38 protein-coding genes are annotated in these 22,170 nt (G+C 62.7%); 24 read left to right on the top strand and 14 right to left on the bottom strand.

Annotation, left to right across the window (positions count from 1 at the left end; all coding sequences use genetic code 11):
- Positions 1–67: 67 nt before the first annotated feature.
- From KR49_RS00645 to KR49_RS00630, 4 genes are all read right to left on the bottom strand, one after another.
- The gene (locus tag KR49_RS00645; protein ID WP_043690671.1) at positions 68–385 is read right to left on the bottom strand and encodes a DUF3303 domain-containing protein; all 318 of its coding nucleotides are present in this window, start codon (positions 383–385) and stop codon (positions 68–70) included.
- A gap of 69 nt (positions 386–454) precedes the next feature.
- The gene (locus tag KR49_RS00640) at positions 455–1,117 is read right to left on the bottom strand and encodes an SDR family oxidoreductase (protein WP_043690667.1); all 663 of its coding nucleotides are present in this window, start codon (positions 1,115–1,117) and stop codon (positions 455–457) included.
- A 24-nt stretch (positions 1,118–1,141) separates the two neighbouring features.
- Entirely contained in the window at positions 1,142–1,507 is a 366-nt protein-coding gene (locus KR49_RS00635; protein ID WP_043690665.1) for a DoxX family protein, read from the bottom strand.
- Complete coding sequence (locus KR49_RS00630) at positions 1,497–1,715, bottom strand: CP12 domain-containing protein (protein ID WP_043690663.1); 219 nt, start codon at positions 1,713–1,715, stop codon at positions 1,497–1,499. Before KR49_RS00630 ends, KR49_RS00635 begins: the two co-directional genes overlap by 11 nt.
- A gap of 187 nt (positions 1,716–1,902) precedes the next feature.
- Between KR49_RS00630 and KR49_RS13650 the strand changes: the two genes are divergently transcribed.
- Complete coding sequence (locus tag KR49_RS13650) at positions 1,903–2,061, top strand: hypothetical protein (protein WP_156957054.1); 159 nt, start codon at positions 1,903–1,905, stop codon at positions 2,059–2,061.
- 164 nt (positions 2,062–2,225) lie between these two features.
- A complete protein-coding gene (locus KR49_RS00625) occupies positions 2,226–2,474 on the top strand; it encodes a hypothetical protein (protein WP_156957053.1) in 249 nt (82 codons plus the stop codon).
- Between the two features lie 28 nt (positions 2,475–2,502).
- Here KR49_RS00625 and KR49_RS00620 read toward each other — a convergent pair whose 3' ends face one another.
- Positions 2,503–2,979, bottom strand: a complete 477-nt coding sequence (locus tag KR49_RS00620; protein ID WP_043690657.1) for a hypothetical protein — start codon at positions 2,977–2,979, stop codon at positions 2,503–2,505.
- 17 nt (positions 2,980–2,996) lie between these two features.
- A complete protein-coding gene (locus KR49_RS14120; RefSeq protein ID WP_173402102.1) occupies positions 2,997–3,167 on the bottom strand; it encodes a hypothetical protein in 171 nt (56 codons plus the stop codon).
- Between the two features lie 79 nt (positions 3,168–3,246).
- On the opposite strand from KR49_RS14120, the gene KR49_RS00610 reads away from it, so the two are divergent.
- Positions 3,247–3,744 carry a hypothetical protein gene (locus KR49_RS00610; protein WP_043690654.1) on the top strand — a complete coding sequence of 166 codons (498 nt, stop codon included), beginning with the start codon at positions 3,247–3,249 and terminating at the stop codon, positions 3,742–3,744.
- Positions 3,745–3,760: 16 nt separating this feature from the next.
- Positions 3,761–4,531 (top strand): sulfite exporter TauE/SafE family protein, encoded by a 771-nt coding sequence (locus tag KR49_RS00605; RefSeq protein ID WP_156957052.1) that lies wholly within the window; start codon positions 3,761–3,763, stop codon positions 4,529–4,531.
- Here the strand turns inward: KR49_RS00605 and KR49_RS00600 are convergent.
- A complete protein-coding gene (locus tag KR49_RS00600; RefSeq protein WP_043690652.1) occupies positions 4,508–4,738 on the bottom strand; it encodes a hypothetical protein in 231 nt (76 codons plus the stop codon). The genes KR49_RS00605 and KR49_RS00600 overlap by 24 nt on opposite strands.
- 55 nt (positions 4,739–4,793) lie before the next feature.
- On the opposite strand from KR49_RS00600, the gene KR49_RS00595 reads away from it, so the two are divergent.
- Complete coding sequence (locus tag KR49_RS00595) at positions 4,794–5,321, top strand: DUF1993 family protein (protein WP_043696359.1); 528 nt, start codon at positions 4,794–4,796, stop codon at positions 5,319–5,321.
- A 43-nt stretch (positions 5,322–5,364) separates the two neighbouring features.
- Positions 5,365–5,634, top strand: a complete 270-nt coding sequence (locus tag KR49_RS00590) for a hypothetical protein (protein ID WP_043690650.1) — start codon at positions 5,365–5,367, stop codon at positions 5,632–5,634.
- Positions 5,635–5,642: 8 nt separating this feature from the next.
- Here the strand turns inward: KR49_RS00590 and KR49_RS00585 are convergent, their stop codons facing one another.
- A complete protein-coding gene (locus KR49_RS00585) occupies positions 5,643–5,861 on the bottom strand; it encodes a DUF4278 domain-containing protein (protein ID WP_043690646.1) in 219 nt (72 codons plus the stop codon).
- A 293-nt stretch (positions 5,862–6,154) separates the two neighbouring features.
- Here KR49_RS00585 and KR49_RS00575 point away from each other — a divergent pair, with 293 nt between their 5' ends.
- The 8 genes from KR49_RS00575 to KR49_RS14545 all read left to right on the top strand — a co-directional run bounded on the left by KR49_RS00575 (position 6,155) and on the right by KR49_RS14545 (position 9,930).
- Positions 6,155–7,099 carry a DUF481 domain-containing protein gene (locus KR49_RS00575; protein WP_084187902.1) on the top strand — a complete coding sequence of 315 codons (945 nt, stop codon included), beginning with the start codon at positions 6,155–6,157 and terminating at the stop codon, positions 7,097–7,099.
- A 3-nt stretch (positions 7,100–7,102) separates the two neighbouring features.
- The gene (locus KR49_RS00570; RefSeq protein WP_043690641.1) at positions 7,103–7,537 is read left to right on the top strand and encodes a nuclear transport factor 2 family protein; all 435 of its coding nucleotides are present in this window, start codon (positions 7,103–7,105) and stop codon (positions 7,535–7,537) included.
- A 56-nt stretch (positions 7,538–7,593) separates the two neighbouring features.
- The gene (locus KR49_RS13645) at positions 7,594–7,758 is read left to right on the top strand and encodes a hypothetical protein (RefSeq protein ID WP_156957051.1); all 165 of its coding nucleotides are present in this window, start codon (positions 7,594–7,596) and stop codon (positions 7,756–7,758) included.
- A 17-nt stretch (positions 7,759–7,775) separates the two neighbouring features.
- Complete coding sequence (locus KR49_RS00565; protein ID WP_052378112.1) at positions 7,776–8,312, top strand: ATP-binding protein; 537 nt, start codon at positions 7,776–7,778, stop codon at positions 8,310–8,312.
- A gap of 108 nt (positions 8,313–8,420) precedes the next feature.
- Positions 8,421–9,104, top strand: coding sequence for a hypothetical protein (locus KR49_RS00560; protein ID WP_043690638.1), 684 nt, complete (start codon positions 8,421–8,423; stop codon positions 9,102–9,104).
- Positions 9,105–9,171: 67 nt separating this feature from the next.
- Positions 9,172–9,354 (top strand): hypothetical protein, encoded by a 183-nt coding sequence (locus tag KR49_RS00555; protein WP_043690636.1) that lies wholly within the window; start codon positions 9,172–9,174, stop codon positions 9,352–9,354.
- 7 nt (positions 9,355–9,361) lie between these two features.
- Positions 9,362–9,757 (top strand): DUF924 family protein, encoded by a 396-nt coding sequence (locus tag KR49_RS00550; RefSeq protein WP_371257639.1) that lies wholly within the window; start codon positions 9,362–9,364, stop codon positions 9,755–9,757.
- A complete protein-coding gene (locus tag KR49_RS14545) occupies positions 9,739–9,930 on the top strand; it encodes a DUF924 family protein (RefSeq protein ID WP_371257638.1) in 192 nt (63 codons plus the stop codon). Before KR49_RS00550 ends, KR49_RS14545 begins: the two co-directional genes overlap by 19 nt.
- On the opposite strand, the gene KR49_RS13640 is transcribed toward KR49_RS14545, so the two are convergent.
- The 3 genes from KR49_RS13640 to KR49_RS00545 all read right to left on the bottom strand — a co-directional run bounded on the left by KR49_RS13640 (position 9,915) and on the right by KR49_RS00545 (position 10,537).
- Entirely contained in the window at positions 9,915–10,100 is a 186-nt protein-coding gene (locus tag KR49_RS13640; RefSeq protein ID WP_156957050.1) for a hypothetical protein, read from the bottom strand. The genes KR49_RS14545 and KR49_RS13640 overlap by 16 nt on opposite strands.
- Entirely contained in the window at positions 10,076–10,249 is a 174-nt protein-coding gene (locus KR49_RS14115) for a hypothetical protein (RefSeq protein WP_173402101.1), read from the bottom strand. The genes KR49_RS13640 and KR49_RS14115 overlap by 25 nt, the downstream gene beginning before the upstream one ends.
- Positions 10,250–10,339: 90 nt before the next feature.
- The gene (locus KR49_RS00545) at positions 10,340–10,537 is read right to left on the bottom strand and encodes a hypothetical protein (RefSeq protein ID WP_043690633.1); all 198 of its coding nucleotides are present in this window, start codon (positions 10,535–10,537) and stop codon (positions 10,340–10,342) included.
- Between the two features lie 211 nt (positions 10,538–10,748).
- Here KR49_RS00545 and KR49_RS00540 point away from each other — a divergent pair, with 211 nt between their 5' ends.
- Positions 10,749–11,339 carry a thermonuclease family protein gene (locus tag KR49_RS00540; RefSeq protein WP_162176147.1) on the top strand — a complete coding sequence of 197 codons (591 nt, stop codon included), beginning with the start codon at positions 10,749–10,751 and terminating at the stop codon, positions 11,337–11,339.
- Positions 11,340–11,400: 61 nt separating this feature from the next.
- Positions 11,401–11,625, top strand: coding sequence for a hypothetical protein (locus KR49_RS00535; RefSeq protein ID WP_043690628.1), 225 nt, complete (start codon positions 11,401–11,403; stop codon positions 11,623–11,625).
- Between the two features lie 199 nt (positions 11,626–11,824).
- Here KR49_RS00535 and psbA read toward each other — a convergent pair whose 3' ends face one another.
- Complete coding sequence (psbA, locus tag KR49_RS00530) at positions 11,825–12,901, bottom strand: photosystem II q(b) protein (RefSeq protein WP_043690625.1); 1,077 nt, start codon at positions 12,899–12,901, stop codon at positions 11,825–11,827.
- A gap of 142 nt (positions 12,902–13,043) precedes the next feature.
- Positions 13,044–14,360, bottom strand: coding sequence for a YcjF family protein (locus tag KR49_RS00525; protein ID WP_084187900.1), 1,317 nt, complete (start codon positions 14,358–14,360; stop codon positions 13,044–13,046).
- Positions 14,361–14,473: 113 nt separating this feature from the next.
- Here KR49_RS00525 and KR49_RS00520 point away from each other — a divergent pair, with 113 nt between their 5' ends.
- From KR49_RS00520 to KR49_RS00500, 5 genes are all read left to right on the top strand, one after another.
- Positions 14,474–15,412 (top strand): cation diffusion facilitator family transporter, encoded by a 939-nt coding sequence (locus KR49_RS00520; protein ID WP_043690623.1) that lies wholly within the window; start codon positions 14,474–14,476, stop codon positions 15,410–15,412.
- The gene (locus KR49_RS00515; RefSeq protein ID WP_043690620.1) at positions 15,405–15,932 is read left to right on the top strand and encodes a hypothetical protein; all 528 of its coding nucleotides are present in this window, start codon (positions 15,405–15,407) and stop codon (positions 15,930–15,932) included. Before KR49_RS00520 ends, KR49_RS00515 begins: the two co-directional genes overlap by 8 nt.
- A gap of 16 nt (positions 15,933–15,948) precedes the next feature.
- Positions 15,949–16,566 (top strand): hypothetical protein, encoded by a 618-nt coding sequence (locus KR49_RS00510; RefSeq protein WP_043690619.1) that lies wholly within the window; start codon positions 15,949–15,951, stop codon positions 16,564–16,566.
- A gap of 3 nt (positions 16,567–16,569) precedes the next feature.
- A complete protein-coding gene (gene trpS, locus KR49_RS00505; RefSeq protein WP_043690617.1) occupies positions 16,570–17,583 on the top strand; it encodes a tryptophan--tRNA ligase in 1,014 nt (337 codons plus the stop codon).
- Between the two features lie 232 nt (positions 17,584–17,815).
- On the top strand, positions 17,816–18,490 hold the full coding sequence (locus tag KR49_RS00500; protein ID WP_043690615.1) for a glycoside hydrolase family 104 protein: 675 nt from the start codon (positions 17,816–17,818) through the stop codon (positions 18,488–18,490).
- Here the strand turns inward: KR49_RS00500 and KR49_RS00495 are convergent.
- Positions 18,459–18,800: a DUF2605 domain-containing protein gene (locus tag KR49_RS00495; protein ID WP_371257637.1), complete on the bottom strand. Its 342-nt coding sequence runs from the start codon at positions 18,798–18,800 to the stop codon at positions 18,459–18,461. The two genes, KR49_RS00500 and KR49_RS00495, sit on opposite strands and share 32 nt — an antisense overlap.
- Before the next feature lie 26 nt (positions 18,801–18,826).
- Here KR49_RS00495 and thrS point away from each other — a divergent pair, with 26 nt between their 5' ends.
- From thrS to KR49_RS00480, 3 genes are all read left to right on the top strand, one after another.
- The gene (gene thrS / locus KR49_RS00490; protein WP_043690612.1) at positions 18,827–20,662 is read left to right on the top strand and encodes a threonine--tRNA ligase; all 1,836 of its coding nucleotides are present in this window, start codon (positions 18,827–18,829) and stop codon (positions 20,660–20,662) included.
- Entirely contained in the window at positions 20,659–21,051 is a 393-nt protein-coding gene (locus KR49_RS00485) for a DUF1824 family protein (protein ID WP_043690609.1), read from the top strand. Before thrS ends, KR49_RS00485 begins: the two co-directional genes overlap by 4 nt.
- A 73-nt stretch (positions 21,052–21,124) precedes the next feature.
- On the top strand, positions 21,125–22,159 hold the full coding sequence (locus KR49_RS00480) for an ROK family protein (protein WP_043690607.1): 1,035 nt from the start codon (positions 21,125–21,127) through the stop codon (positions 22,157–22,159).
- Positions 22,160–22,170: the final 11 nt, after the last annotated feature.

The following is a 22,170-nucleotide window of genomic DNA, read 5'->3' as shown; positions in this document are numbered from 1 at the left end:
AAGCAGTGTGGCTCAACCCCTTAATTGAGCATTTCTACCCAGCCCTGTCGGTGACTGGGGGACGTGGTCAGTCGACCTCGTCAAGCTTGGCGTTGTGCTCTTTCTGCATCTCCACCATCTCGCCACAGCTCAGCGCCGGTGTGTACTCGATGTCGATGCCGAACATCGATCTCCAGAACATGAAATGCCGGAACAGCGCTTTGGCGTCAGCCGCCTTGCAGATGATGCACACACGACCTGATTCCGGCATGTGGAGCCTGGCCACGAGCTCGAAGCCGTCGAATCTGTCTTCGGAAGCACCACCTTCCATGTATTCGATGAAGGCGGTGTAGGCCTCGTCCTGGGTTTCAGAGGGAATCTGCGCTTCGCAAACGAAAAACTGCACGGGAGCTCCTGGGGACGCCGTTTTTCTAGTGGCAACCGCATCCGAAGGGCGGTGCCCCCTGAGACACGATCAGGCGAGAGCATCGGCCATGGCCACCGGTTCGAGTTCCTCACTGCTGGTGATCTCGACGATGCGACCGATCGACGCCGGAGTCTGCAGAGCCTCCACACAGCAACGGGCCACCAGCCGCCGGGGGATGGAATCACTCTCCTGTTGATCCGGCCCGCTCCAGCGAATGGCCTCGCGCTCCAGATCCTGATCACGCTCCGAGAGACCGCCGGGTCGGATCACAGTCCAATCCAGACCACTGGTTTCAAGCGCACGTTCGCCGACACGCTTCCAGACCAGGATCAGACCGAACAGGTTGAGGGGATGCCGCCAGCGGCCGGCACAGAGGGAACTGACCAGCACCACACGGGAGACTCCGACACGACGGCAACTCTCCACCTGGCGCCTCACGCCCCAGGCATCCACACGCATCGGACCACTCAGATCGATCGAGGGGCGAGCACCTGTGGCGATCACCAGGGAATCCACATCCCGCAAGGCCTGATCAAGTGACGCGTCATCCGTCAGATCGAGGCGATGCTGCTCACAGGCCTCCAGGGATTCAGGCAGCGTGGATGCTGGTCGCAGCAGCAGCCTGGCCTGGCCTCCGGCACGCACCACCTCTTCGGCCACACGGAAACCGGTCCGCCCGGAAGCTCCGCTCACGGCCACCGTGCCGAGCATGCTGCTGCTGTCGCTGGCCAGACCCTAACGACGGCCCGCCGTGGGTACGGGTCGGGTGATCGCCAGCAGCAGGGCTCCGATCAGGGAGAGATTGCGGATGAATCCAGCATCGATCGGTGCTGCATGGAAGATCAGCGTGGTAGGCACCAGAAAAATCAGCAGAAGCGAGGCACCGAGACGGGTGTCTCGCCCCAGCCCCAGAAAGAACGAACCGAGAATCAGGAGCACGATCGCCGCTGCCAGCAGGGCACCCCCCACTGGAGCGGGAATGCCCTTGGCGGCGATGCGGCTCACCGTGCCGCCGAAGTCAGTCAGTTTCCCTGGAACGGCGTTGATGAACATCGCCGCCAGGGCCAGACGACCGAACCTGTCAACCAGGTCAGTCGTCATACACGAGGCATTCGGGTTCGTCGGGGTTCTGCTCGCAGAACAGCTCGAGCGGGGAAGGATCGTGCTTGTCCTCGGGGAAAGCACGCTTGTGATCGAGCAGCCACTGCAGCTCCTCGGTCAGGTGGCGCACCTTGCCGTCGTTGTGATCGGCGAGGGCCTTCAGGAATTCCTCCTGATCCTTCTGGATGTGGTCGTCGATGGTTTTCATGCTTCCGGTCGAAACCTCTCCTCCGCTTGTTAGCGAGCGAAGGCGGACCGGATCAGCGGGTATTTCTACCTTTATTGGAAAAACAACACATCAGCATTCGCAATCGTCTCTGATCAAAGTCATGTGACGCATTGGTGGTCAGAAGAGCCATCAGGGGCGATCGTCTGATTGACAAAGAAAAGCGTTCATGCATTTCACGGAACGATCGCTGCTGACGGGCACAATCCTGTTCGGGATTGGGCTCATCGTCGGTATCGCCATCGGCTCGGCGACCGCCGTATCGGCACTCACCCAGGGGGCTCCTGACGTGCTGCAGAGCTGGTCAGGTGTGGTGGCCCTGCCCTGATATTGACGAACGATCCTGAACCGCCTATCAACACTCCCAAGGCGGCTTCGAGATCATGAACAGCAATGCTGAGCGCATCATCTTTCGCAGACGGAAAGCAGGATTGCATCGCTTTCTCGCCAGCATGCGCCAATTGATTTTCGGCTGATGAACAGCTGAGGTCAGTGCTTCAGCAAATGATGCGGCGCCGCGAGCCTGTGGTGGGCCATGTTGGGCGTGTCCTTCGCGTCGCGTCCGTGACCGATCGCAGGCCTTACACCGTCCTTTACCGGACGTCTGACAACAGCACCCTCGAAAACTGTTTCTACGCCTCTGATGCCTTTCAGGCTCGGTTGCTCGCCATCGAATTCAACAACTACATCAAGGACCACCCCAACCGCATCGTGAGGATCTTCAGCTCCCCCACCTGCTGAGCCGCCGTTCAGCAGGTGTGAACAGCCCTCAGATCAAGGCAAGCGGAAGGGGATGATCCAGGGATCGGCAGTTGTGGTCGTCGTCGTTGGTGGTCCTTAATTCAAGGTTGAAGAACAGGGCCGACGGCTTCGACACATAAGGTCCCGCATGCCAGGTACCCGGATGCAGCTTGATGCCCTCACCCGGGAGCAGTTTCAGCAGCAGAACAGAGTCGGAGCTGAGCCCGGCGGTGCCGGCTTCATGCGGAGCGACCGCCAGCCACCAGGGCTCGGCATCAGCGGATCCGAGGCACTGACTGACGCGGAAATGGCAGGTCATCGCCGCCACCATGGGAGGGCGACGCCTCAGACGCATCAGATAAAAGCGCGGTTGGCCGTCGGGGTCGAAATGAAGATCGGCATCCTCCGGACCGAATCTGGCTGGATCGTCCTGAGGCAGAAGCAGGGTTCCACACGCCGAGAACCGGGAGTCCTGCGGTCGGATCGGCTTGATCACATCGGTCATCGGATCGATGCGGATCCTCAGCGAGACCCGACGCTGATGTTGCCGGCACTGATCAGCTGTTCGAGCCTGGCGGTGAGCTTCTGCTCCGTTCGATCGAAGTCGTCATGGTTTCCGGCGACGTAGGCCAGCTCCTCACTGGTGATCACCTGATGGGTGACGGCATCCAGATAGATCTGAACCAGGGACATCGTTCCGACGTCAACAGGGCACAATCCTGGCAACAGTGGTCGGGAAACGGAGGCGTCCTTCGACACGGACGGAAGCGGTATGCACCCCCAGCGGATTCAGAGCCTCATCAAGGAGTGCGGCCTCGGTCTCTTCGACCTGGCCTGCCGTGTCAGTGCCCTCACCACCTGGGATCTCAACGTGCCGGTGGGTGTGATCGATGCCCGGCGCAGCACCCCGAAACTGACCGTCACCGCCATCGGAACGATCAACTCGGTGGTGCGGGCATCCGCCACCATCGGCCATCCGCTGATGCGGCGCTTCTTCGAACGCATGGAGGCCGTCGGTGTGGATCAGGCCCTGAACGAATCCAACTCAGGGCCGGAATCCGAAGCCTTCGAAGAGGTCTGGCAGGCCTACAAGGACGAACGCCGCCGCGGCGAAGCACCGATGTGGAGCATCGAAGACGCCACGGATTTCGTGATGACCTCGCGGGAGGCGCTCAGCGATCGCGAAGTGGCCTGTGTGGCGATTCTTCCCGGAGAACCTCACGCCATCGTCACCTTCTCGGTACCGATCGCCTTCCTCACGAGCGGATGACCGCCGCCGCATCCCGATGAGCCTGGAATCCCTGCTGATGTTCCTGGGGCTCGGCCTGATCGCCGTGATCGCCAACGCGATGTCGGCGTTTGCCGGCGGCGGAGCCGGACTGGTGCAGCTGCCGGCTCTGATCCTGCTGGGCCTGCCTTTCGCCACAGCCCTGGCGACGCACAAGCTGGCCAGCGTGGCCCTGGGAATCGGTGCCGCCGGACGTCACTGGCGGGCCAGCAGTCTCGATCCGCAGCTGTCAGGCCTCGTGTTGCTGGCAGGACTTCCCGGGGTGTGGATCGGTGCCAGTGCCGTCCTGGCCCTGCCGGATCGCTTGGCCTCGGCTGCCCTCGCACTCCTCACCCTCGGACTGGGGTTCTATTCGGCCCGCCGACCTGAGCTGGGCCGTGAGGACCGGCCGACGGCTTGGACCCGTTCAACGATCGCCGTCGGGGCCGCGGTGCTCTTCGGAATCGGAATCCTGAATGGATCACTGACCTCCGGCACCGGACTGTTCGTGACCATCTGGCTCGTGCGCTGGTTCGGACTGAGTTACACCCGCGCGGTGGCCCACACGCTGATCCTGGTGGGCCTTGGCTGGAACGGCACCGGAGCCCTCGTGCTGGGCATCAGCGGGGAGATCCGCTGGGACTGGCTGCCGGCACTGATCGCCGGGTCGTTGATCGGTGGATACCTCGGAGCGCACCTGTCCCTGAAGCGGGGCAGCCGCATGGTGAAACGCGCCTTCGAGCTGCTGGCCCTGCTGATGGGCGTTTCACTGCTGATCCGGAGTCTCTGAGGAATCTGTCGCCAGAAAACGTCCGGCAAAACGGGTCGCCAGCACCGCGGTGGCTGCCCCGTAGGCGATGAAGGTGATGGCCTGACCGGTCGTACCGGTTTCGTAGACCTCGCCTGTGAGCAGCATCCAGTCCATCAGTGACGCAACCGTGCCCCAGATCACCACCCAGACCGAGACATAGGCGATACCGCGAAAGGTGGAGTTCACGCTGGCCGAAGCGACTGGCGAAAGGCTAAAGAAGCAGCACCAGCTCCAGACATCCGTGTCTCGCTCCTTTCACTCCGCTCTGGTTCCTCCGCTGGTGCGCAATCTGAACAATCTGAGCCACCTGCTCAGGCGGGCCGGACGTCACGCGGAGGCCTCGGGGTTCCCGATGGCCGTGCTTCTCTCCAGCCGCCTTTACCCCGACATGTTCGATCTCACCCGTCAGGTGCAGATCAGCACGGACATCTCCCGGCGGGGCGTGGCCCGTCTCTCCGGACGGGAGGCTCCCGTGATGGAAGACAACGAGACGGAGCTGAGCCAATTGCTGGAACGGATCGCACGAAGCATCGACTTCATGGAGAGCATCACAGCGGCGGAACTTGATGGGGCCGAAGACCGCGAGATCCGACTGCCCATCCCAGGAAGCATGGGGGGAGGCGAGCGGGTGTTCGAGGGGGAGGACTTCCTGCGCTCCTTCGTGCTTCCCAATGCCTATTTCCATGTGACCACCGCCTTCGCCATCCTTCGCCACAACGGCGTGCCGATCGGAAAGTTCGATTACCTCCTTGGCGAGGATGCCCCCTGAAACGCAGTGCCTCCCGTAGTCTCAGCCCGGACAGGACGTGGGGATGCCGAGGAAGCGCCGCAAGCTCAGCAAGGAGATGGAGGCCGAGATGGCCGCCGCCAAGCGCAAGATCGAATTGATCATGGCTCTGATCCATGACATCCGGGACGACGACATCCAGGGTGAATATCTGGAAGCCTTCGGGCAGATCCGTTCAGCCGTTGTGAACCTCGTGGCGAAATACACCACAGACGGGTTCTGCGAGGAGACCGAAGGCCTCCTCGCGCTTTACAAGGGCCTGATTGTGGAATTTGAAGAGGAGTTCGAGCTCTGAGACCGAGTTCAGAGGCTGTAGGAGACCCCGCGGTAGCGGAAGTTGCCTGACTTCTGATCAGCAGGGCCATTGCTGGCGCTGTACCCACACCCTCGATAGGTGAGCGTGCGGGAGGAGCGCGCCGCGTCCTGACGGGCGCCGTACACGCCGCGGTCGTAACGGAGCTGCTGGGATTGAACTGATACGGCCTGCTCGTAAGCCTGGCCGCGATAAAGAAGCGTGGTCATGGGTCGCGTCCGAGATTGGCCGGCGTCCCCGTTCCATGGCGCCGGTCGAACTGCGCTCCGCTGTGTAGCGGAGTGAACGTTGTGTAGCGGTTGCTACAGACCCGTTATAGAGCAATGGTCAAGACGTGTGATGTTCAACAGAGCACAGGCTTATGGCCCGCCGGGGAGATAATCAACCGACTCATTCGATCGGTCGCCATGCCGTTGCGGCAGAACAAGAATCAAGTCTCTCCGCTTCGGCTGAAGATCACCCTTTTGGTCGCTGGTTTTGGACCACTGATCGCCGTCGGACTATGGCTCCAGTCCAAGGGATTCTTCAGTTGATGGCCATCCATCACGCCCTTGCAGCCCCACTGTTTCTGGCGCTGTTTCTGACGCTGCCCGACGGAAGGGCCGTCAAGGCTGAAACCATTCGACTCACCCTGAAGAACGGCGACACCATCAACGCTGAATTGGTGCCGGATGAGAGCACGGACGAGCGGAAGGTGGTGATGCATCCTCAGCTCGGCCGCCTGGAGGTGAGCCGGGATGCCATCCGACCCGAGCCGACACCCCCTGCCTGGAAATCCTCGATCTCCGCAGGAGTGATCGGGAACAACAAGGATGGGAATGACGACGTCACGGCCACATTCGCAGCAACATCGACTTACAAAAAAGACGGCGACAAACTCAGCCTGAAAGGGGGATACAACTACAACACCACCCGGGACGGGAATGAGCCCTTCAAGGTGCAGACCGACAAGGGCTCCGCGACCGTCCGTTACGACCGACGACTCAGCCGAGGCATCTCGCTGGTCACATTCGCCGACTACCACTACAACGCCACGAACGAGGCCAGCGTCAACACGGTGAAAGGGGCCGTCGGGCTCGGAGTTCCACTGATCAACACCCCATCCACCCAGCTGACGCTTTCTTTCGGCCCCTCCTTTCAATGGGGCAACGGAGGGAGCGACTGTGACACCGACTCAGCCTGTGGCCGGACCTACCCCGGAGCCAGCTTCACCACAGAGCTGGACTGGACACCGAATCCATCCTTCCGCATCAGTCTCGACAACAACTTCTCGGCCCTTGCCGCCTCGGAGTTGAAACCCACCAACAGCTTCGGCGCCACCATCAAATATTTCCCGTCCATCACCAGCGGCATGTTCACCTCCTTGCAATTCCTCTCCACTTACAACAGCATCGCCAAGCCGGAGATCGACAACACCGTCAACGGTCAAGTCGGAATCGAGTTCTGAATCATGCTGACGCCTCCCCTCAACAGTGACGACCTGCGTCGACTGTTCAGCAAGCCTTACGGAACTCCCGGCCCCACCCCGGAGCAATGGAAAGCGGTCTACGCCGAAGACGTTCTGTTTATCGACCCAACTCAGGAACAAAAAGGTGTCGATGCATACATCCGCGCCCAGGACGGCCTGATGAAGCGGTGTGACGATGTGTTCCTGGAAACAGAGAGCGTGGCTCTCAACGGTGAAGTGGCTTTCGTGGAATGGCGCATGGGCCTGAAGATCAAAGGGATCGAATTCATCTACCCGGGTGCAACAAGGCTCGTTTTCGGGAGCGATGGACGCATCACCAATCACAGGGACTACTTCGATTTCGTGGGTCCGACCTTCGGCCCTGTCCCTGTTCTGGGGCCATTCGTGCGCTGGATCTACAAACGATTCGTGTCTTGACAGTGACCGCATCAAAGTAAAAATCAAGGCATGATGATTTAATTCCGCCAGTTCTGATGGACCACGAACTCGACAAAGTCATCGCATGGATCGACGATCGCGATGCTGAAGCCGAGCAGTGGCTCAATGAACAGGCTGCTGAACGCTTCAATCTGAAACCGGAATCCGAAATGGCTGCCTACCTCGCAGCTGTTCTTTCATCCGACCTTCTTCCGGACTGAAACCCCTGCACTGCCACATGCTGATCGGTCCTCCGGCCAGCGGCAAATCCACCACCGCTCAAGAGCTGGCAGCACAGCTGCAGGCCCTGGTTCTGTCAACGGATGTGCTGCGTGAGGAGCTGTGGGGAGATGCGGCGATTCAGGGTCCCTGGCCCGTCCTTGAACGCGTGCTGCACAGCAGGATCCAGGAGTCCGTCGAAGCCGGGCGACCCGTTTTGATCGATGCCACCCACGCCCGCCGCCGCTGGAGGCGGCGGTTGATCCACGCATCCGGCCTGCCTGCCGAGGTGCACTGGGTGGGCTGGTGGATGCAGACGCCGCTCAGCATCTGTCTGGTCTGGAATCGACGCCGCACCCGCCTGGTGCCGGAGGAGGTGATCCGTCGGTTCGCCGCCACACTTTCAGACCCGCAGGCCTCTCCGACGCTGTCGGAAGGCTTTGCAGCCCTGCATCCACTGGATCCCAGCCGCGGGGGCCTGCAGGATCAGATCCGCCAGGCCCTCGAGGGAACAGCGCTCAATCAGGGAACAGATGACGCGACGACTGAAGCCTGATGAGAAACAGAGACCAACAGTGCAGCATCAGCGCGAAAGCCAGCGTCCGATCAACCAGCAGGGGAGATAGATCAGAACTCTCAACAGCAGCTGATCTACGGCTGCCAGATGCATCTCTGGGATGACGACATCCTCAGGGCCCTGGCCGACAAGCAACGCAACTGCATGGTGACCGTGCCTGTCACCGACTGGATGCGAGAGGAGCCTCGGGCCCTCCATGGCCAGGAGGCCAAGTGGCGCGACGTCGTGGAGAAGTGGTATCCACGCATTTCCTGCCGCCATGACCAGCTGCCGGAACCACCCGGCGTCTCCTACACCCAGGCGATCGAGGACTGCCTGAAACAGACGAGCCGGCAGTCCAGACACTCGGAACGCAGCCGTGGAGGCGGCGAACTGAATATCGGCAAGCTTTATTTCACCCTCACCGGCCAGGCCACCTTTCCGGAGTTCGACCAGCTGCTGGATCGCATTCACAGCGATGACCATCGGCAGGACAAGCGGCTTCCCGGGATCATCCTCGTGAAGGGCAGCAAGCAGTCGGGAAGCGATCTGGGGCTGATGCACCACAAATTCTTCATCGGTCGCGGTCGTCCCTTCCGTCACAACCAGAACGGGGAACTGAGCCTGATCGTTGGCACCTACAACTGCTCCTGGGGAGCACGCAACAACCTGGAAAGTCTGATGATTTTCAGACGCGAGGATTACAGGGAAATCATTGATGCCTACCGAACGGAATTCTTCGGAATTGTCTGTTCCAGGAAACTGGCCTGGGGCTACTGGCCCCTGGCATGAAGAAAGGTGAGCAGACGCTGCAATCAGGCACCGCCATGTCGAACCTGCATGCACCTGCAACAGGTTGATGAGCCTCGGCGAACTGTTCCTGGAAGCCATGGCCTCCGGCGTGATCACCAAGGGGGAGGTGGCCTGGGTGACGTGTCATCAGGATGACTTCAACCGCACGGAGGAGGCGGTGGCCCAGCGGCTCGGGCGACTGATGGACGAGGGCAGCATTCAGCTGGGGTGCCGGCTGCCCTCCGCCTGAGCTCGGATTGGCCTCCGGCTCCCCGGCTCAGGCCGACGTGATCCTGAACTTCTGGTTTCAGGAGTGCCGTCCGATCCAGTGGTTTCAAGCAGATCCTGGGATGGACAGCGTCATCCGCAGCCGGTTCGGTGCCGCGGTGCAGCAGGCGATCGACGGAGACTGCCAGGACTGGCATCAGGAACCACAGACAGCCCTGGCCCTCGTGCTGCTGCTCGATCAGTTCCCAAGGCACATCTGGCGCGGCAAGGCGGCGGCCTATGCCGGAGACAGCCAGGCTCTGCAACTCAGCCTGCTGGCCGAAAGCCATGGCTGGCTTCAACAGGAAGAGCAGCGTGCCCGGCGTCAGTTCTGGTTGATGCCAGGCTTCACAGCGAGGACCTCGCCGTGCAGACCCAGGCGCTGAGCCTGTTCGAACGATGGACCGATCCACGCACCCACGCCGTAGCCTTGCGGCACAGGGAGATCATCCGACGCTTCGGGCGCTTCCCGCACCGAAACAGCGCCCTGAAGCGCAGCTCAACGCCCGCTGAGCTGCAGCATCTTCAACAGAAGAGATCAGCTCAGAGCGCCCGCTGATGCAACCGACGCCGGCCGGACCTGCCGCGCATCCGTTTCACCATGCGGCGACCGGCACGGCTGGTCTGGGCCACCTCCAGCTGATTCCAGCGCCAGCCCAGAAGGGAGACCAGCACCACCAGCACCACCAGCAGCAGTCCGACGATCACAGGCAGAGACTGCTGCGCCACAGCTCCTGCTCATCCCCCAGATGGTGGCGCATGCAGCTGCTGATGCAGTCATCGTCGCCATCCACAGGACAGCGGGTGATGCACTCAAACCAGGCATCCACGGCATCCCAGGTCCTGCTCGTTCCGGGGCCGTCCTGTTCGTTCACCATCACAACCCAGCGCCTTGAAACCGTTGTAAGCCCTCCGGCGACAGGAGAGCATCCGCCAGTCACAAGCCTTGAGAAACGGCATGCCGCCGATCAGCGCTCACCCTCCTGATCCAGGGAGAACTCCAGCAATGCGGCATACAACAGGGTCCGCAGACGCTGCAGATCCTGCTGCTCCACGGGATCCGGTCCGCCAGGCCATTTCTGCAGATAGAAATCCACCGAGCGGTGAAGCAGGCGAATGGCCGCGATATCCAGATCGAACTGAAGCGTGGGGGGCTGGTCGGTCATCGGTCGATTCTCCGACCCCCATCCTGAAGTCTCCTGACTTACACAGCTGCGACTCAACTGCGGGTCAGGGCAAGAATTGATCGCTTACAGTCAGCGAAGAGATGACATCACTTCCGATTAATCATCAATAAGCATGGACACATTCACCGTCAGACGAGTTATCAGCGGTGACACATTCGTCATCAAAGACAAGACCATCGGAAAGGTAAAGGTGCAGATCGCCGGCATCACGTCGGCCATCAGTGCCAACGGGAACTGCGATGAGCGCTTTCGCGACATCCTCACCGGCCTGCTGCCGAAGGGCTCAGACGTTGAACTCAACCTCAAGGATCTGGATGATCAGGGCAATGCGACATCGGACGTCATCTTCCAGGGAGATATCGCCAAGAAATTGATCAAGCGAGGCTATGCACAGGTGAACCTGGCTCGCCTTGAAGACATCAGCCCATCCAGACTCAAGAAGCTGGAAAGGCTCCAGCAACGCGCCATCGACAAGAAGAAAGGTTTCTGGAGTGATGCATTCGCCGACTGCAGGCCGGAAGACTTCCCCGACGACGTGATCTCCAGCGAAGCGGAGATCACGTCGACCAGCCAGCTGCCGGAGTTCACCACAAAACCCGACAGCGGCATCCCGGGATACAACGGCGCCAGCGACATCCAGTGCAGCACCTGCTCGTGGACCGACATCGGCTTCGTGCCGGGGCAATCCACCCAGCTCTTCGGAGATCAGGACATCACCGTCGCCACACTGTTCGATCCGGAACTCGTCGGCCCTGATATGGCCGAACCGATCACAGGCTGAACAGCAGCTCGACATCCGCACCAGCCTCGGTATAGTACAGATGTACTGACTCGAGTCGAGCATGGCGCCCCCCATGGAGAGGTCTGTTCTGCGACCCAGCCGGTCACTGATGACCTGCATCACCTGCCAGTGCTTCCGGCATCAGACAGACGATGACGGCACCACGCACCCCGCCTGCGAGCTGCACGCCTCCACGATTCCTCAGGGCCACCATCTCAACCACCGCTGCCATCAGTGGCTGCCCCGTCTGGAACTGAAGATCGGCTGGTGCCCCGAAGCCGCCTGAATCAAGGACACCAGAGGAGGGGGCAGCAACCGATTCTGATCTGTCTGATGAAGCTGGGAACCAGAAATGCCTTCACCAGATCGAGGACCACGGAGAAGCGCTTCAGCACACAAAAAGCCCCCACCTTGCGGTGAGGGCTTTCCGATTCAGTTGATCTGAATCGTTTGGTCTGTTCCAGAAGGAACAGGTTGATTCCAGATCAACCGATGGCAGGTGCCTGCAGAGCCACAGGAGTGGACTCAACAGTTGCCAGGTCGAGGGGGAAGTTGTGAGCGTTGCGCTCGTGCATCACTTCCATGCCGAGGCCGGCACGGTTGATCATGTCGGCCCAGGTGTTCACAACGCGGCCCTGACCATCAAGGATGGACTGGTTGAAGTTGAAGCCGTTCAGGTTGAAGGCCATGGTTGACACGCCCATGGACGTGAACCAGATGCCGACAACAGGCCAGGCAGCCAGGAAGAAGTGAAGGCTACGGCTGTTGTTGAAGGAGGCGTATTGGAAGATCAGGCGACCGAAGTAACCGTGGGCAGCCACGATGTTGTAGGTCTCTTCCTCTTGGCCGAACTTGTAGCCGTAGTTCTGGGACTCGGTCTCGGTGGTTTCACGCACCAGGGAGGAGGTCACCAGGGAGCCGTGCATGGCGGAGAACAGGGATCCACCGAACACACCTGCGACGCCCAGCATGTGGAAGGGGTGCATCAAGATGTTGTGCTCGGCCTGGAACACCAACATGAAGTTGAAGGTGCCGGAGATGCCCAGGGGCATGCCGTCGGAGAAGGAGCCCTGACCGAAGGGGTAGACCAGGAACACAGCGAAGGCAGCTGACAGCGGAGCGCTGTAGGCCACGCAGATCCAGGGGCGCATGCCCAGGCGGTAGGAGAGTTCCCACTGGCGACCCATGTAGGCGGAGATGCCGATCAGGAAGTGGAAACAAACCAGCTGATAAGGGCCGCCGTTGTACAGCCACTCATCGAGGGATGCAGCTTCCCAGATGGGATAGAAGTGCAGGCCGATGGCGTTGGAGGAGGGAACAACAGCACCGGAGATGATGTTGTTGCCGTAGAGGAAGGAGCCGGCGACAGGCTCGCGGATGCCGTCGATATCAACCGGGGGAGCGGCGATGAAGGCGATGATGAAGCAGATGGTGGCTGCCAGAAGACAGGGAATCATCAGCACGCCGAACCAACCCACGTAAACGCGGTTGTTGGTGTCGGTCACCCACTGACAGAAGGCTTCCCAGTTGCTCTGGCGTCCGCTGCGGATGGCGGTGGACATGAGAGAGAAATGAAGACGGAAACAACCCCCCTGAAAGAAGGGAAGGTTGTGAAAAGCCTATGGAGTGCCGCACTTATTACACGGCGATTAAATATTCCGACGCAGGTCTCAATTCAACTTCATGAAGCACTTCATGAAGGCGTCATGAAGTTGCGTGAAGTAGCCACTGCTGGGATTGCTTCATGAATCCTCCCCAGTCCAATCGTTCCTGTTCGGCAGCCTTCGCCACCAGAACCGGCGCCTCCCGCTTGAGCCGCTCCAGATCCAGTGCATCCACCCCTGCATTCAACGCCAGCCAGTCCGCCATGGAACGCCCCACGACGCGGGTGAGGTAGGCAGCGCTGATCGCCTGCATCGTGCCCGCCACCAGCCAGCTGCCGCCATCCAGCTTCGCCAGCCCCAGCAGCATCTGGCTGCTCCACTCCACCACCCCCTGAGCGAGGGCGGCTCGGGCGAGCTGACCGGCAGCCTCCCGCAACACATCCGGCTGCAGATCCGTGCCCCACAACGTGCCCATCTCACGCAGCATCAGACCGTTGGCCACCGCCACCGCCAGCAGATCAAGGCTGGGCAGGGGGGATGCCAGCACGGAAGCCGCCACGATCCACTGGGTCCGCTGCTGCAGCGCCTGGAAGCGACGGCGACGCACCTGCTCAAGGTCAGCCTGCCACTGCTGATGCAGGCCCCTCAGCAGGCGCTGACGGGTGTCCTGAAGGTTGCGGATCGGTGCTCCCAGCTGACGGCGCAGGGGCTGAAGGACATCCCGCAACAGGCCATCCGGCCGCTGGACCAGCACGCGATCCACCCAGCGGGCGGGGAGCTGAGCCAACAGGGACTCGCTGCAGTGCCGATCACTCTCCCCGGCCGTGCTCCGCACCAGCAGCCACGTCGGCTGATCCTCCGGCAACTGCTGGATCCAGAGAAGGTCCTCCGCCAGCAGCGGTGCCGCAAGGCTGAACAGGATCAGCTCCTGCTCTTGAAGCACCGTCGGCCAGGTTCTGGCCCCCTCCGCACTGGCCAGGGGACGCGCCACGGACAACGTCAGCGGGGCCGCACCGGCCAGGGCCTGTTCGAGCTCCCCCTGCTGCGGGCAGGTCGCCGGATCGACGCACACCAGCGCCAGCCGTTGCGGACCCGAACGCTGGACCACCGCATCGAGCTGCTGACGTCGGACACCACCGTCGGGCTCCAGCGTTTCGAACTGATCCAGAACCTCCCTGCAGCGGGCGATCCAGCCCTGAAGGGAGGCGGGTTCCTGAAAGCGGGGAGGCGTCGACCCGCGGCTGAGCCACCAGACCCCGGCGCCGGTGAGCAGCACGCCGAGGCCACCACCGGGGACGTGCAGCAGATCACCGAGAAACCACTGCCCCAGAAACAGTCCACCGCCAGCCAGAGCGAGCCTGCCGGTGAGGTCCTTGGGCACCGGGAGAAGCTTCGCCAGCGGGACCGGGGGATTCACGCAGCAGACCTCAGGGGCAATCGTCGTCTTAGCTCAACCTCCAGCATGCGACCAGGAACACCGGTCAGACCGCTGAGTTCTCCATACCGTGAAGGGACGGAACGCGCTGATGCATGGCCACCAGTAACGGACGGATCGTCACGGGACGAGGAGGCGACCGTCGCAACAATGTCCGGCGCGTGCTCACCGTTGCCCTGGCCCTCAACATCTCGATGTCGCTGCTGAAGCTGACCGTCGGCCTGGTCAGCGGCTCCCTCGCCGTGATCGCCGATGCCATGCACAGCGCCACCGACGCTCTCTCGAGCCTGACCGGCCTGATCACGAACAACCTCTCCGACCCCAGACCCGACCGTGATCACCCGTACGGACATCACAAGTACGAAGCGATCGGCGCCCTCGGCATCGCGGGATTCATCCTGTTCACGGCCCTGGAGATCCTGCTGAGGTCTGGCGAACGGGTTCTGGAGGGTCTGCCCGCCATCCGCGTGACGGGCCAGGAGCTGCTGCTGCTGCTGCTGGTGCTCGGACTCAATCTGCTTCTGGCCGGTTACGAGCACAACGAAGGGCGGCGGCTCGACAGCGCCCTTCTCAAAGCCGATGCCCAGCACGCCGCCAGTGACGTGTGGACCACCGTGGTCGTGCTGGTGGGCATGGCCGGAGCCCTCTGGCTGAAGGTGAGCTGGCTGGACGTCGCACTGGCGATCCCCATGGCGCTGCTGCTGATCCGGGTCTGCTGGCAGGTCCTGCGCCGCACCCTGCCCTGGCTTGTGGATCACATCGCCATCGCACCGGAGGCGATCCACGCCGAGGCGATGGGGGTGCCCGGTGTGATCAACTGCCACGACATCGCCAGCCGCGGCGTGCTTGGGCAGCAGGTGTTCATCGACATGCACATGGTGGTTGAGGCCGATGACCTGGCCACGGCGCACAGCATCACCGAGCTGGTGGAGGAACGCCTCGATCGGAGCTTCGGCCCTGTGCGATGCACGATTCATCTCGAACCGAAGGACTACGTGGAAGAGGGCATCACCTACACCGGCACCCATGGCTGACGGGCCGATCAGCATCGATCGCCTGGGCAGCCTCACCGCACGCCAGCGTCTGGCCCTCTTTGGGGTGCTGGAGGAAGTGCGCCAGGCGCGCTCCTGGAGCTGGAGACTGCCGGTTCTGCTGCACGACCGCTGCTGGCTGCGGCTGTCGCGCATCCGACTGGATCAGCTGCAACGCTGGCTCCCACCCGATGGCGGCGGCGACGCCCCGGAACTGATCCGGTACAGGGAGCTCCTGAGCACGGGAGATTCCCCGCTTCAGGCCCAGCAGCGCTGCTGGCTCGAATTCGGGACGGAAGACTGCCAACGCGCCCTCAAGGGCTTCTGGGTCAGTCAGGACACCTGCCGACATGGCTGGACCACCACGCGATACCTGGATCTGCTGAGTCGCTACAGGGAGATGTTCGAAGCCGGGGACACCGCGGTGCCGATGCTGGTGCTGGCGCGCGCAGGCAGTCGCGAGCGACACAAGCTGTGCTGGGTTTCTGACAGCACACCGACGATGCGGCACACTTGCGCCTGATTCCAGGCCGCAGGCCATGAGCGATTCGTACGGCAGCGATCCCCAGCAGCAGGGAGGTCAGGGTGACGGAGGCCGTGAGGGCTTCCGGGGTGAAGGCGGCCGTGGAGGCAACCGGGGCGGCCGCCCATCCGGCGGGAACCGCGAAGGTGGTGGTTTCCGCATCCGCCTGAGCGACAACGAGATGCGCTCCGCGCGGGCGCTCCAGGAAGCCTTCAATCTGCGCTCCACCGTTGCGGTGCTCGGCTTCGCCGTGCGCACCCTCGGCCAGATGCTCGAAGACGGCCAGCTCGGTGAACTGGTGGAGCAGCAGCGCTCCCAGGGAGCACGGGGTGGCCGGCGCGATGGCGGCGGGAAGGATGGCGGCGGTCGCGGTCGTCGCTTCGACGATGAGCGCTCCGGTGGCGGTGGACGCGGGTCCCGTCCCGATCCCTTCGCCCGCCCCTCCAAGCCCCAGCCTCCAGAGCCGGAACCGGAGCCTGCACCGGAGCCAGAGCCGGAGACCGCACCGGATGCCGAGGCTGAACCCCTGGCCGAGACCGGGAGCGAGGCGGCCGTTGAGTCCACCGACCAGGAGTCCACTGACCCGGAGACCACTGACCAGGAGACCACCAAGACCGCCGAAGCCGAGGCCTGATCGATGCCACGCCCCCGGGTTCTCTCCGGTGTCCAGCCAACCGGTGCCCTGCATCTGGGCAACTGGCTGGGGGCGATCCGTAACTGGGTCGATCTGCAGAACACCCACGACACCTATGTGTGTGTGGTTGATCTGCACGCGATCACCGTCCCCCATGACCCGGCGAAGCTCGCGGAGCACTCCCTCGGCACCGCCGCCCTCTATCTCGCCTGCGGGATGGATCCGGAGCGCTGCGCCATCTTCATCCAGAGCCAGGTGGCGGCCCACAGCGAGCTCTGCTGGCTGCTCAACTGCGTCACCCCTCTGAACTGGCTGGAACGGATGATCCAGTTCAAGGAGAAGGCGGTGAAACAGGGCGACAACGTCTCCGTCGGCCTGCTCGACTATCCGGTGCTGATGGCAGCGGACATCCTTCTCTACGACGCCGATCTGGTGCCAGTTGGTGAAGACCAGAAGCAGCATCTGGAACTGGCCCGTGACATCGCCCAGCAACGCATCAATGCCCGCTTCGGCAGTGAGGACCATCCGGTCCTCAAGGTTCCCCAGCCGATGATCCTCAAGGAAGGGGCCCGGGTGATGAGCCTCACCGACGGGCGCAGCAAGATGAGCAAGAGCGACCCCAACGAGGGCAGCCGCATCACCCTGCTGGATCCACCGGAGCTGATCACCAAGAAGATCAAGCGGGCGAAGACCGACCCGGAGAGAGGCCTGGAATTCGGCAACCCGGAGAGACCGGAAACAGACAATCTCCTCAGCCTCTACGCCATCCTCAGCGGCAAGGGTCGGGAGCAGGCCGCGGCGGAATGCGCCGACATGGGATGGGGTCAGTTCAAACCACTCCTGGCGGAGGCCACCGTGGCTGCGCTGGAGCCGATCCAGGCGCGTTACCACCTGCTGATGGAGGACCGCAAGGAGCTTGAGCAGGTGCTCAAGAACGGTCGGCACAAGGCTGAAAGCGTGGCCAATGCAACCCTCTCCAGAGTGCGCGATGCCCTCGGCTTCGCGACTCCGGGCTGATCGGGATCCGCAGCATTGATAAGCCGGACTGATCAGAGCTGCCCAAGACGGCACTGCGCGGAATCACCCCCGCAACAGCCCCGGACCAGCCGCCGCCAGGCGAGTCTCGCGAGTCCCGGAGCCAGCGTCCACCCGCCTACACATATTTCAAGGTCAGCGTCAACCCCACCAGGGCCGATCTCGCGCAACCGCCTCGTGTCCAGCAAGGTGACCGTCCACTTGATTTCACTGCGTGCAGCGGCCTTTTCGCTTCGAAGATCTGCAACAGAACAGCCGTCCGTTGCTGGCGAGTGTCGCCTGCCTGTCTCTTCTGTTCTGCTCCGGAGCACCCCTCTCCAAGGTCTCGTTCTCGCCTGCTTCCCTGCAGCCGTCATCCGCCTCTGCCGCATCCAACCGATCGCTCCTGGCCAACGTGAGGGAGAACGGTCCCTACGAACTCACCCCGCAGCGCCGGGCCCTGCTGAACACGATCCGCTACGCCGAGGGCACCTGGAAGGACGGTGAAGACCAGGGCTACCAGATCATGTACGGCGGTGGGAAGTTCAAGGATCTCTCCCGTCATCCCGAGACGGTGGTGAAGAAGCGCTACTCCAGCGCAGCCGCCGGTGCCTACCAGTTCCTGCCGACCACCTGGAAAGGGGTGGCCAAGGAGCTGAAGCTGAACAGCTTTGAACCGAAGCATCAGGACCAGGCAGCACTTCACCTGGTCAAACGCCGCGGCGCTCTCCAGGAGATCGATCGAAGCGGTCTGACCCCCAAGGCCATGGCGCAGCTCGCACCGGAGTGGGCCTCGTTCCCCACCAGGGCCGGTCGCAGCGCCTACGGACAACCGGTGAAGAGCCATCAGGAACTGGCCCGCTTCTACAGCAGCAACCTCAGGGACCTGAAACGTCACCTCGGCGCCTGATCCGGGCCGACAGACTCCAGACCTCGGTGACGAGTCCGTGCCAGGAGGTCATGGCATCCAGAGAAACCGCCACCGGTTGATCGGTGGCGGTCATCAGAGCCCGGGTGGCGACAAGACGGCGTCTGCCGTCCTCCAGTCGCTCCGCCAGCTGCTGCCGTTCAGCGGCCGACATCACCGAATCCGGACATCGGCTGAGCAGCTCATCCCCGCGGCTGAACCAGTGATCGAAGTCCGCCAGCAAGGACTCCAGCAGCGATGTCATCAGGGTTCCGGCCTCCGATGGCGGACCGGAACCATCGCTGTCGATCACAGACTGAACCGCAACTCGCTCATAGGATGGCGGGCCCTGACCAGGAACCGGTGAGCAGCGCTGCAGCAACCACCCCAGCCCCCTCAGCTCCGGTGGTTCTGCCCAAGACCAGCGAGAACGAGCAGCTGCTGAAGATCCGCCACTCGATGAGCCATGTGATGGCCATGGCGGTGCAGCAGCTCTTTCCCCAGGCCCGCGTGACCATCGGCCCCTGGACCGAAACAGGCTTCTACTACGACTTCGACAACCCGGATCCCTTCACGGAAGCCGATCTGAAGGCGATCAAGAAAGGGATGATCAAGATCATCAACAAGAAGCTCCCCCTTGAGCGCGTCGAGGTGAGCAGGTCAGACGCTGAGGCCAAGATCAAGACTCAGAACGAGCCTTACAAGCTCGAAATCCTCGAAGGACTGCAGGAGCCGATCACCCTCTACACCCTCGGGGAGGAGTGGTGGGATCTCTGCGCAGGGCCCCATGTGGAGCACACAGGACAGCTCAACCCGAAGGCCTTCGAGCTCGAAAGTGTTGCCGGCGCCTACTGGCGCGGCGACGAAACCAGAGCCCAGCTGCAGCGGATCTACGGAACCGCCTGGGAAACACCGGAGCAGCTGACGGAACACAAACGTCGCAAGGAAGAGGCCCTGCGCCGCGACCACCGGCGCATCGGCAAGGATCTCGATCTGTTCTCGATCGAGGATGAAGCCGGAGCCGGTCTGGTGTTCTGGCACCCCCGCGGCGCCCGCATGCGTCTGCTGATCGAGGAGTTCTGGCGCCAGGCGCATTTCGAAGGCGGCTACGAGCTGCTCTACACGCCCCATGTGGCCGACATCAGCCTCTGGAAGACCTCCGGCCACCTCGATTTCTACGCCGAGAGCATGTTCGGCCCGATGCAGGTGGACGAGCGGGAGTACCAGCTCAAGCCGATGAACTGCCCCTTCCACGTGCTCACCTACGCCAGCAAGCTGCGCAGCTACCGGGAACTGCCGATCCGCTGGGCCGAGCTGGGAACCGTGTACCGCTACGAACGGCCTGGGGTGATGCACGGCCTGATGCGTGTGCGGGGGTTCACCCAGGACGACGCCCACGTGTTCTGCCTGCCGGAGCAGATCAGCGATGAAATCCTGCGCATCCTGGACCTCACCGAACGGATCCTCTCCACCTTCGACTTCAGCAATTACGAGATCAACCTCTCCACCCGTCCGGAGAAATCGATCGGCGATGACGCCGTCTGGGATCTGGCCACCAACGGCCTGATCGAAGCCCTCGAACGCAAGGGCTGGGCCTACAAGATCGATGAAGGGGGCGGCGCCTTCTACGGCCCCAAGATCGACCTGAAGATCGAAGACGCCATCGGCCGGATGTGGCAGTGCTCCACCATCCAGCTGGATTTCAACCTGCCGGAGCGGTTCAAGCTCGACTACATCGCCGCGGATGGCAGCAAGCAGAGACCGATCATGATCCACCGCGCCATCTTCGGCTCCCTGGAACGGTTCTTCGGGATCATGACCGAGAACTATGCCGGTGATTACCCCTTCTGGCTGGCTCCCGAGCAGGTGCGGCTGCTGCCGGTCACCGACGAGGTGCAGCCCTATGCCGAACAGCTGCTGGAGCAGCTGACCCAGGCCGGAGTGCGCGCCACCGTCGACCGCAGCGGCGACCGCCTCGGAAAGCTGATCCGCAGCGGCGAACAGATGAAGATCCCTGTTCTGGCCGTGATCGGTGCCAAAGAGGCCGAACGGAGTGCCGTGAGCCTGCGCAGCCGCCGCGACGGGGATCTGGGGGAGAAGCCAGTGGCCGATCTGCTCACCGCTGCACAGGTGGCGAATGCCCAGCGGCTGGCAGGCCTGGAACTGAAGCCATGAGCGATCCCGGCATCACCCAGCTGAGTGACCTGGCCCGGTTGCGGGGGGCACCGGAGCTGAGCCCCGCCGCAGCCGATCGGCTCCGGGCCGAACTCGCCACCGCCATGAGCCAGGCCAGCTGGTTCACCGTTGGCGTGATGGCGCCCTCCGCCGAGATGGCGCTCAAGACGCTGCGCGCTCTGGAGAGCAGCCAGGGCTGGGATCCTCTCGACCTTGTCGACACAACCGAGGAGAGCGGGCCGGTTTTTCTGAAGGCCAACCAGAAAGGGGGCACGATCCGGATCCGCATCGAACACGGCCTCGGGGAAGGGATCCTGATCAGTGGTCACGGCGACGATGAGAGCCAGCCCAGCACCACCTGGGGACCGCTGCCGCTCGACTTTTTCTGAACCCCGCCGGTCTCCGGCCTTTACGGCAGACGACATCAGAAGCAGCCTGAAGCAGACAGCGTCGGAGCGTCACATGGCCGCCACCACTCTTCTGGCGGGGGACATGGGGGGAACGAAGACCCTCCTTGCCCTGTACGGCCTCGATGGCTCAGGCCTCCAGGTTCTGCGTCAGCACCGTTTCGCATCCAGCGAATGGCCATCGCTGGAACCGATGCTCCAGGCCTTCCTCAACAACCGGCCGGAGGGCATCGCAGCACCCACGCATGGCTGCATCGCCGTGGCAGGGCCTGTGCGCAACCACAGCGCCAGGATCACCAACCTCCCCTGGCAACTGGAGGAGAGGGCCCTGGCCGAGGCCGCGGCCATGAACCAGCTGGAACTGGTGAACGATTTCGCCGTTCTGATCTACGGCCTGCCCCATTTCGATGCCGAGCAGCAGGTGGTGCTGCAGGAGGGCACACGCGACGCCGGACCGGTGGCGATTCTCGGAGCGGGAACAGGCCTCGGCATGGCCAGGGGGGTGCACGGGAGCCATGGGCTGATGGCTCTGGCCAGTGAGGGCGGCCATCGCGAGTTCGCTCCCCGCACGGAGGAGGAATGGCAGCTCGCCTGCTGGCTCAAGCAGGACCTCAACCTGGATCGGCTGTCGGTGGAGCGGATCGTCAGCGGCACCGGCCTTGGACATATCGCCCACTGGTTGCTGCAGAAACCGGAGGCTGCCAACCATCCGCTGCGAGCGATCGGTGAGGCCTGGCGCCGCAACATGGCCAGCGATCTTCCAGCGCAGGCCAGCCATGCGGCAGCCGCCGGGGATCCGCTGATGATCCATGCCGAGCAGCTTTGGCTCTCCGCCTATGGCGCCGCCGCCGGCGACCTGGCTCTGCAGGAGCTCTGCACCGGAGGCCTTTGGGTGGGAGGCGGCACCGCAGCGAAGCAGCTGGCGGGTCTGCGGTCAGCCACCTTCCTCGAGGCGATGCGGGACAAGGGCCGCTTCCGGGAGTTCATCGACGGTCTGCAGGTGACCGCCGTGGTCGATCCGGATGCCGGATTGTTCAGCTCTGCCTGCCGGGCCCGGATGCTCGCTGAGTCGAGTGGGACACTGTCCTGAGCAGTTCAGCT

It is taken from the genome of Synechococcus sp. KORDI-49 (genome assembly GCF_000737575.1).
Taxonomy (GTDB): domain Bacteria; phylum Cyanobacteriota; class Cyanobacteriia; order PCC-6307; family Cyanobiaceae; genus Parasynechococcus.
The sequence above is the reverse complement of the archived record's forward strand: the minus strand, read 5'-3'. Positions and strand labels throughout refer to the sequence as shown.

Bases quoted from the DNA above. Each gene is read 5' to 3' on its own strand.
- KR49_RS00640 (WP_043690667.1), bottom strand. From the start codon at position 1,117: ATGCTCGGCACGGTGGCCGTGAGCGGAGCTTCCGGGCGGACCGGTTTC.
- KR49_RS00635 (WP_043690665.1), bottom strand. From the start codon at position 1,507: ATGACGACTGACCTGGTTGACAGGTTCGGTCGTCTGGCCCTGGCGGCG.
- KR49_RS00630 (WP_043690663.1), bottom strand. From the start codon at position 1,715: ATGAAAACCATCGACGACCACATCCAGAAGGATCAGGAGGAATTCCTG.
- KR49_RS13650 (WP_156957054.1), top strand. From the start codon at position 1,903: ATGCATTTCACGGAACGATCGCTGCTGACGGGCACAATCCTGTTCGGG.
- KR49_RS00620 (WP_043690657.1), bottom strand. From the start codon at position 2,979: ATGACCGATGTGATCAAGCCGATCCGACCGCAGGACTCCCGGTTCTCG.
- KR49_RS14120 (WP_173402102.1), bottom strand. From the start codon at position 3,167: ATGTCCCTGGTTCAGATCTATCTGGATGCCGTCACCCATCAGGTGATC.
- KR49_RS00610 (WP_043690654.1), top strand. From the start codon at position 3,247: ATGCACCCCCAGCGGATTCAGAGCCTCATCAAGGAGTGCGGCCTCGGT.
- KR49_RS00605 (WP_156957052.1), top strand. From the start codon at position 3,761: ATGAGCCTGGAATCCCTGCTGATGTTCCTGGGGCTCGGCCTGATCGCC.
- KR49_RS00590 (WP_043690650.1), top strand. From the start codon at position 5,365: ATGCCGAGGAAGCGCCGCAAGCTCAGCAAGGAGATGGAGGCCGAGATG.
- KR49_RS00585 (WP_043690646.1), bottom strand. From the start codon at position 5,861: ATGACCACGCTTCTTTATCGCGGCCAGGCTTACGAGCAGGCCGTATCA.
- KR49_RS00575 (WP_084187902.1), top strand. From the start codon at position 6,155: ATGGCTCCAGTCCAAGGGATTCTTCAGTTGATGGCCATCCATCACGCC.
- KR49_RS00570 (WP_043690641.1), top strand. From the start codon at position 7,103: ATGCTGACGCCTCCCCTCAACAGTGACGACCTGCGTCGACTGTTCAGC.
- KR49_RS13645 (WP_156957051.1), top strand. From the start codon at position 7,594: ATGGACCACGAACTCGACAAAGTCATCGCATGGATCGACGATCGCGAT.
- KR49_RS00565 (WP_052378112.1), top strand. From the start codon at position 7,776: ATGCTGATCGGTCCTCCGGCCAGCGGCAAATCCACCACCGCTCAAGAG.
- KR49_RS00560 (WP_043690638.1), top strand. From the start codon at position 8,421: ATGCATCTCTGGGATGACGACATCCTCAGGGCCCTGGCCGACAAGCAA.
- KR49_RS00555 (WP_043690636.1), top strand. From the start codon at position 9,172: ATGAGCCTCGGCGAACTGTTCCTGGAAGCCATGGCCTCCGGCGTGATC.
- KR49_RS14115 (WP_173402101.1), bottom strand. From the start codon at position 10,249: ATGGTGAACGAACAGGACGGCCCCGGAACGAGCAGGACCTGGGATGCC.
- KR49_RS00545 (WP_043690633.1), bottom strand. From the start codon at position 10,537: ATGACCGACCAGCCCCCCACGCTTCAGTTCGATCTGGATATCGCGGCC.
- KR49_RS00535 (WP_043690628.1), top strand. From the start codon at position 11,401: ATGGCGCCCCCCATGGAGAGGTCTGTTCTGCGACCCAGCCGGTCACTG.
- psbA (WP_043690625.1), bottom strand. From the start codon at position 12,901: ATGTCCACCGCCATCCGCAGCGGACGCCAGAGCAACTGGGAAGCCTTC.
- KR49_RS00520 (WP_043690623.1), top strand. From the start codon at position 14,474: ATGGCCACCAGTAACGGACGGATCGTCACGGGACGAGGAGGCGACCGT.
- KR49_RS00515 (WP_043690620.1), top strand. From the start codon at position 15,405: ATGGCTGACGGGCCGATCAGCATCGATCGCCTGGGCAGCCTCACCGCA.
- KR49_RS00510 (WP_043690619.1), top strand. From the start codon at position 15,949: ATGAGCGATTCGTACGGCAGCGATCCCCAGCAGCAGGGAGGTCAGGGT.
- trpS (WP_043690617.1), top strand. From the start codon at position 16,570: ATGCCACGCCCCCGGGTTCTCTCCGGTGTCCAGCCAACCGGTGCCCTG.
- thrS (WP_043690612.1), top strand. From the start codon at position 18,827: ATGGCGGGCCCTGACCAGGAACCGGTGAGCAGCGCTGCAGCAACCACC.
- KR49_RS00485 (WP_043690609.1), top strand. From the start codon at position 20,659: ATGAGCGATCCCGGCATCACCCAGCTGAGTGACCTGGCCCGGTTGCGG.
- KR49_RS00480 (WP_043690607.1), top strand. From the start codon at position 21,125: ATGGCCGCCACCACTCTTCTGGCGGGGGACATGGGGGGAACGAAGACC.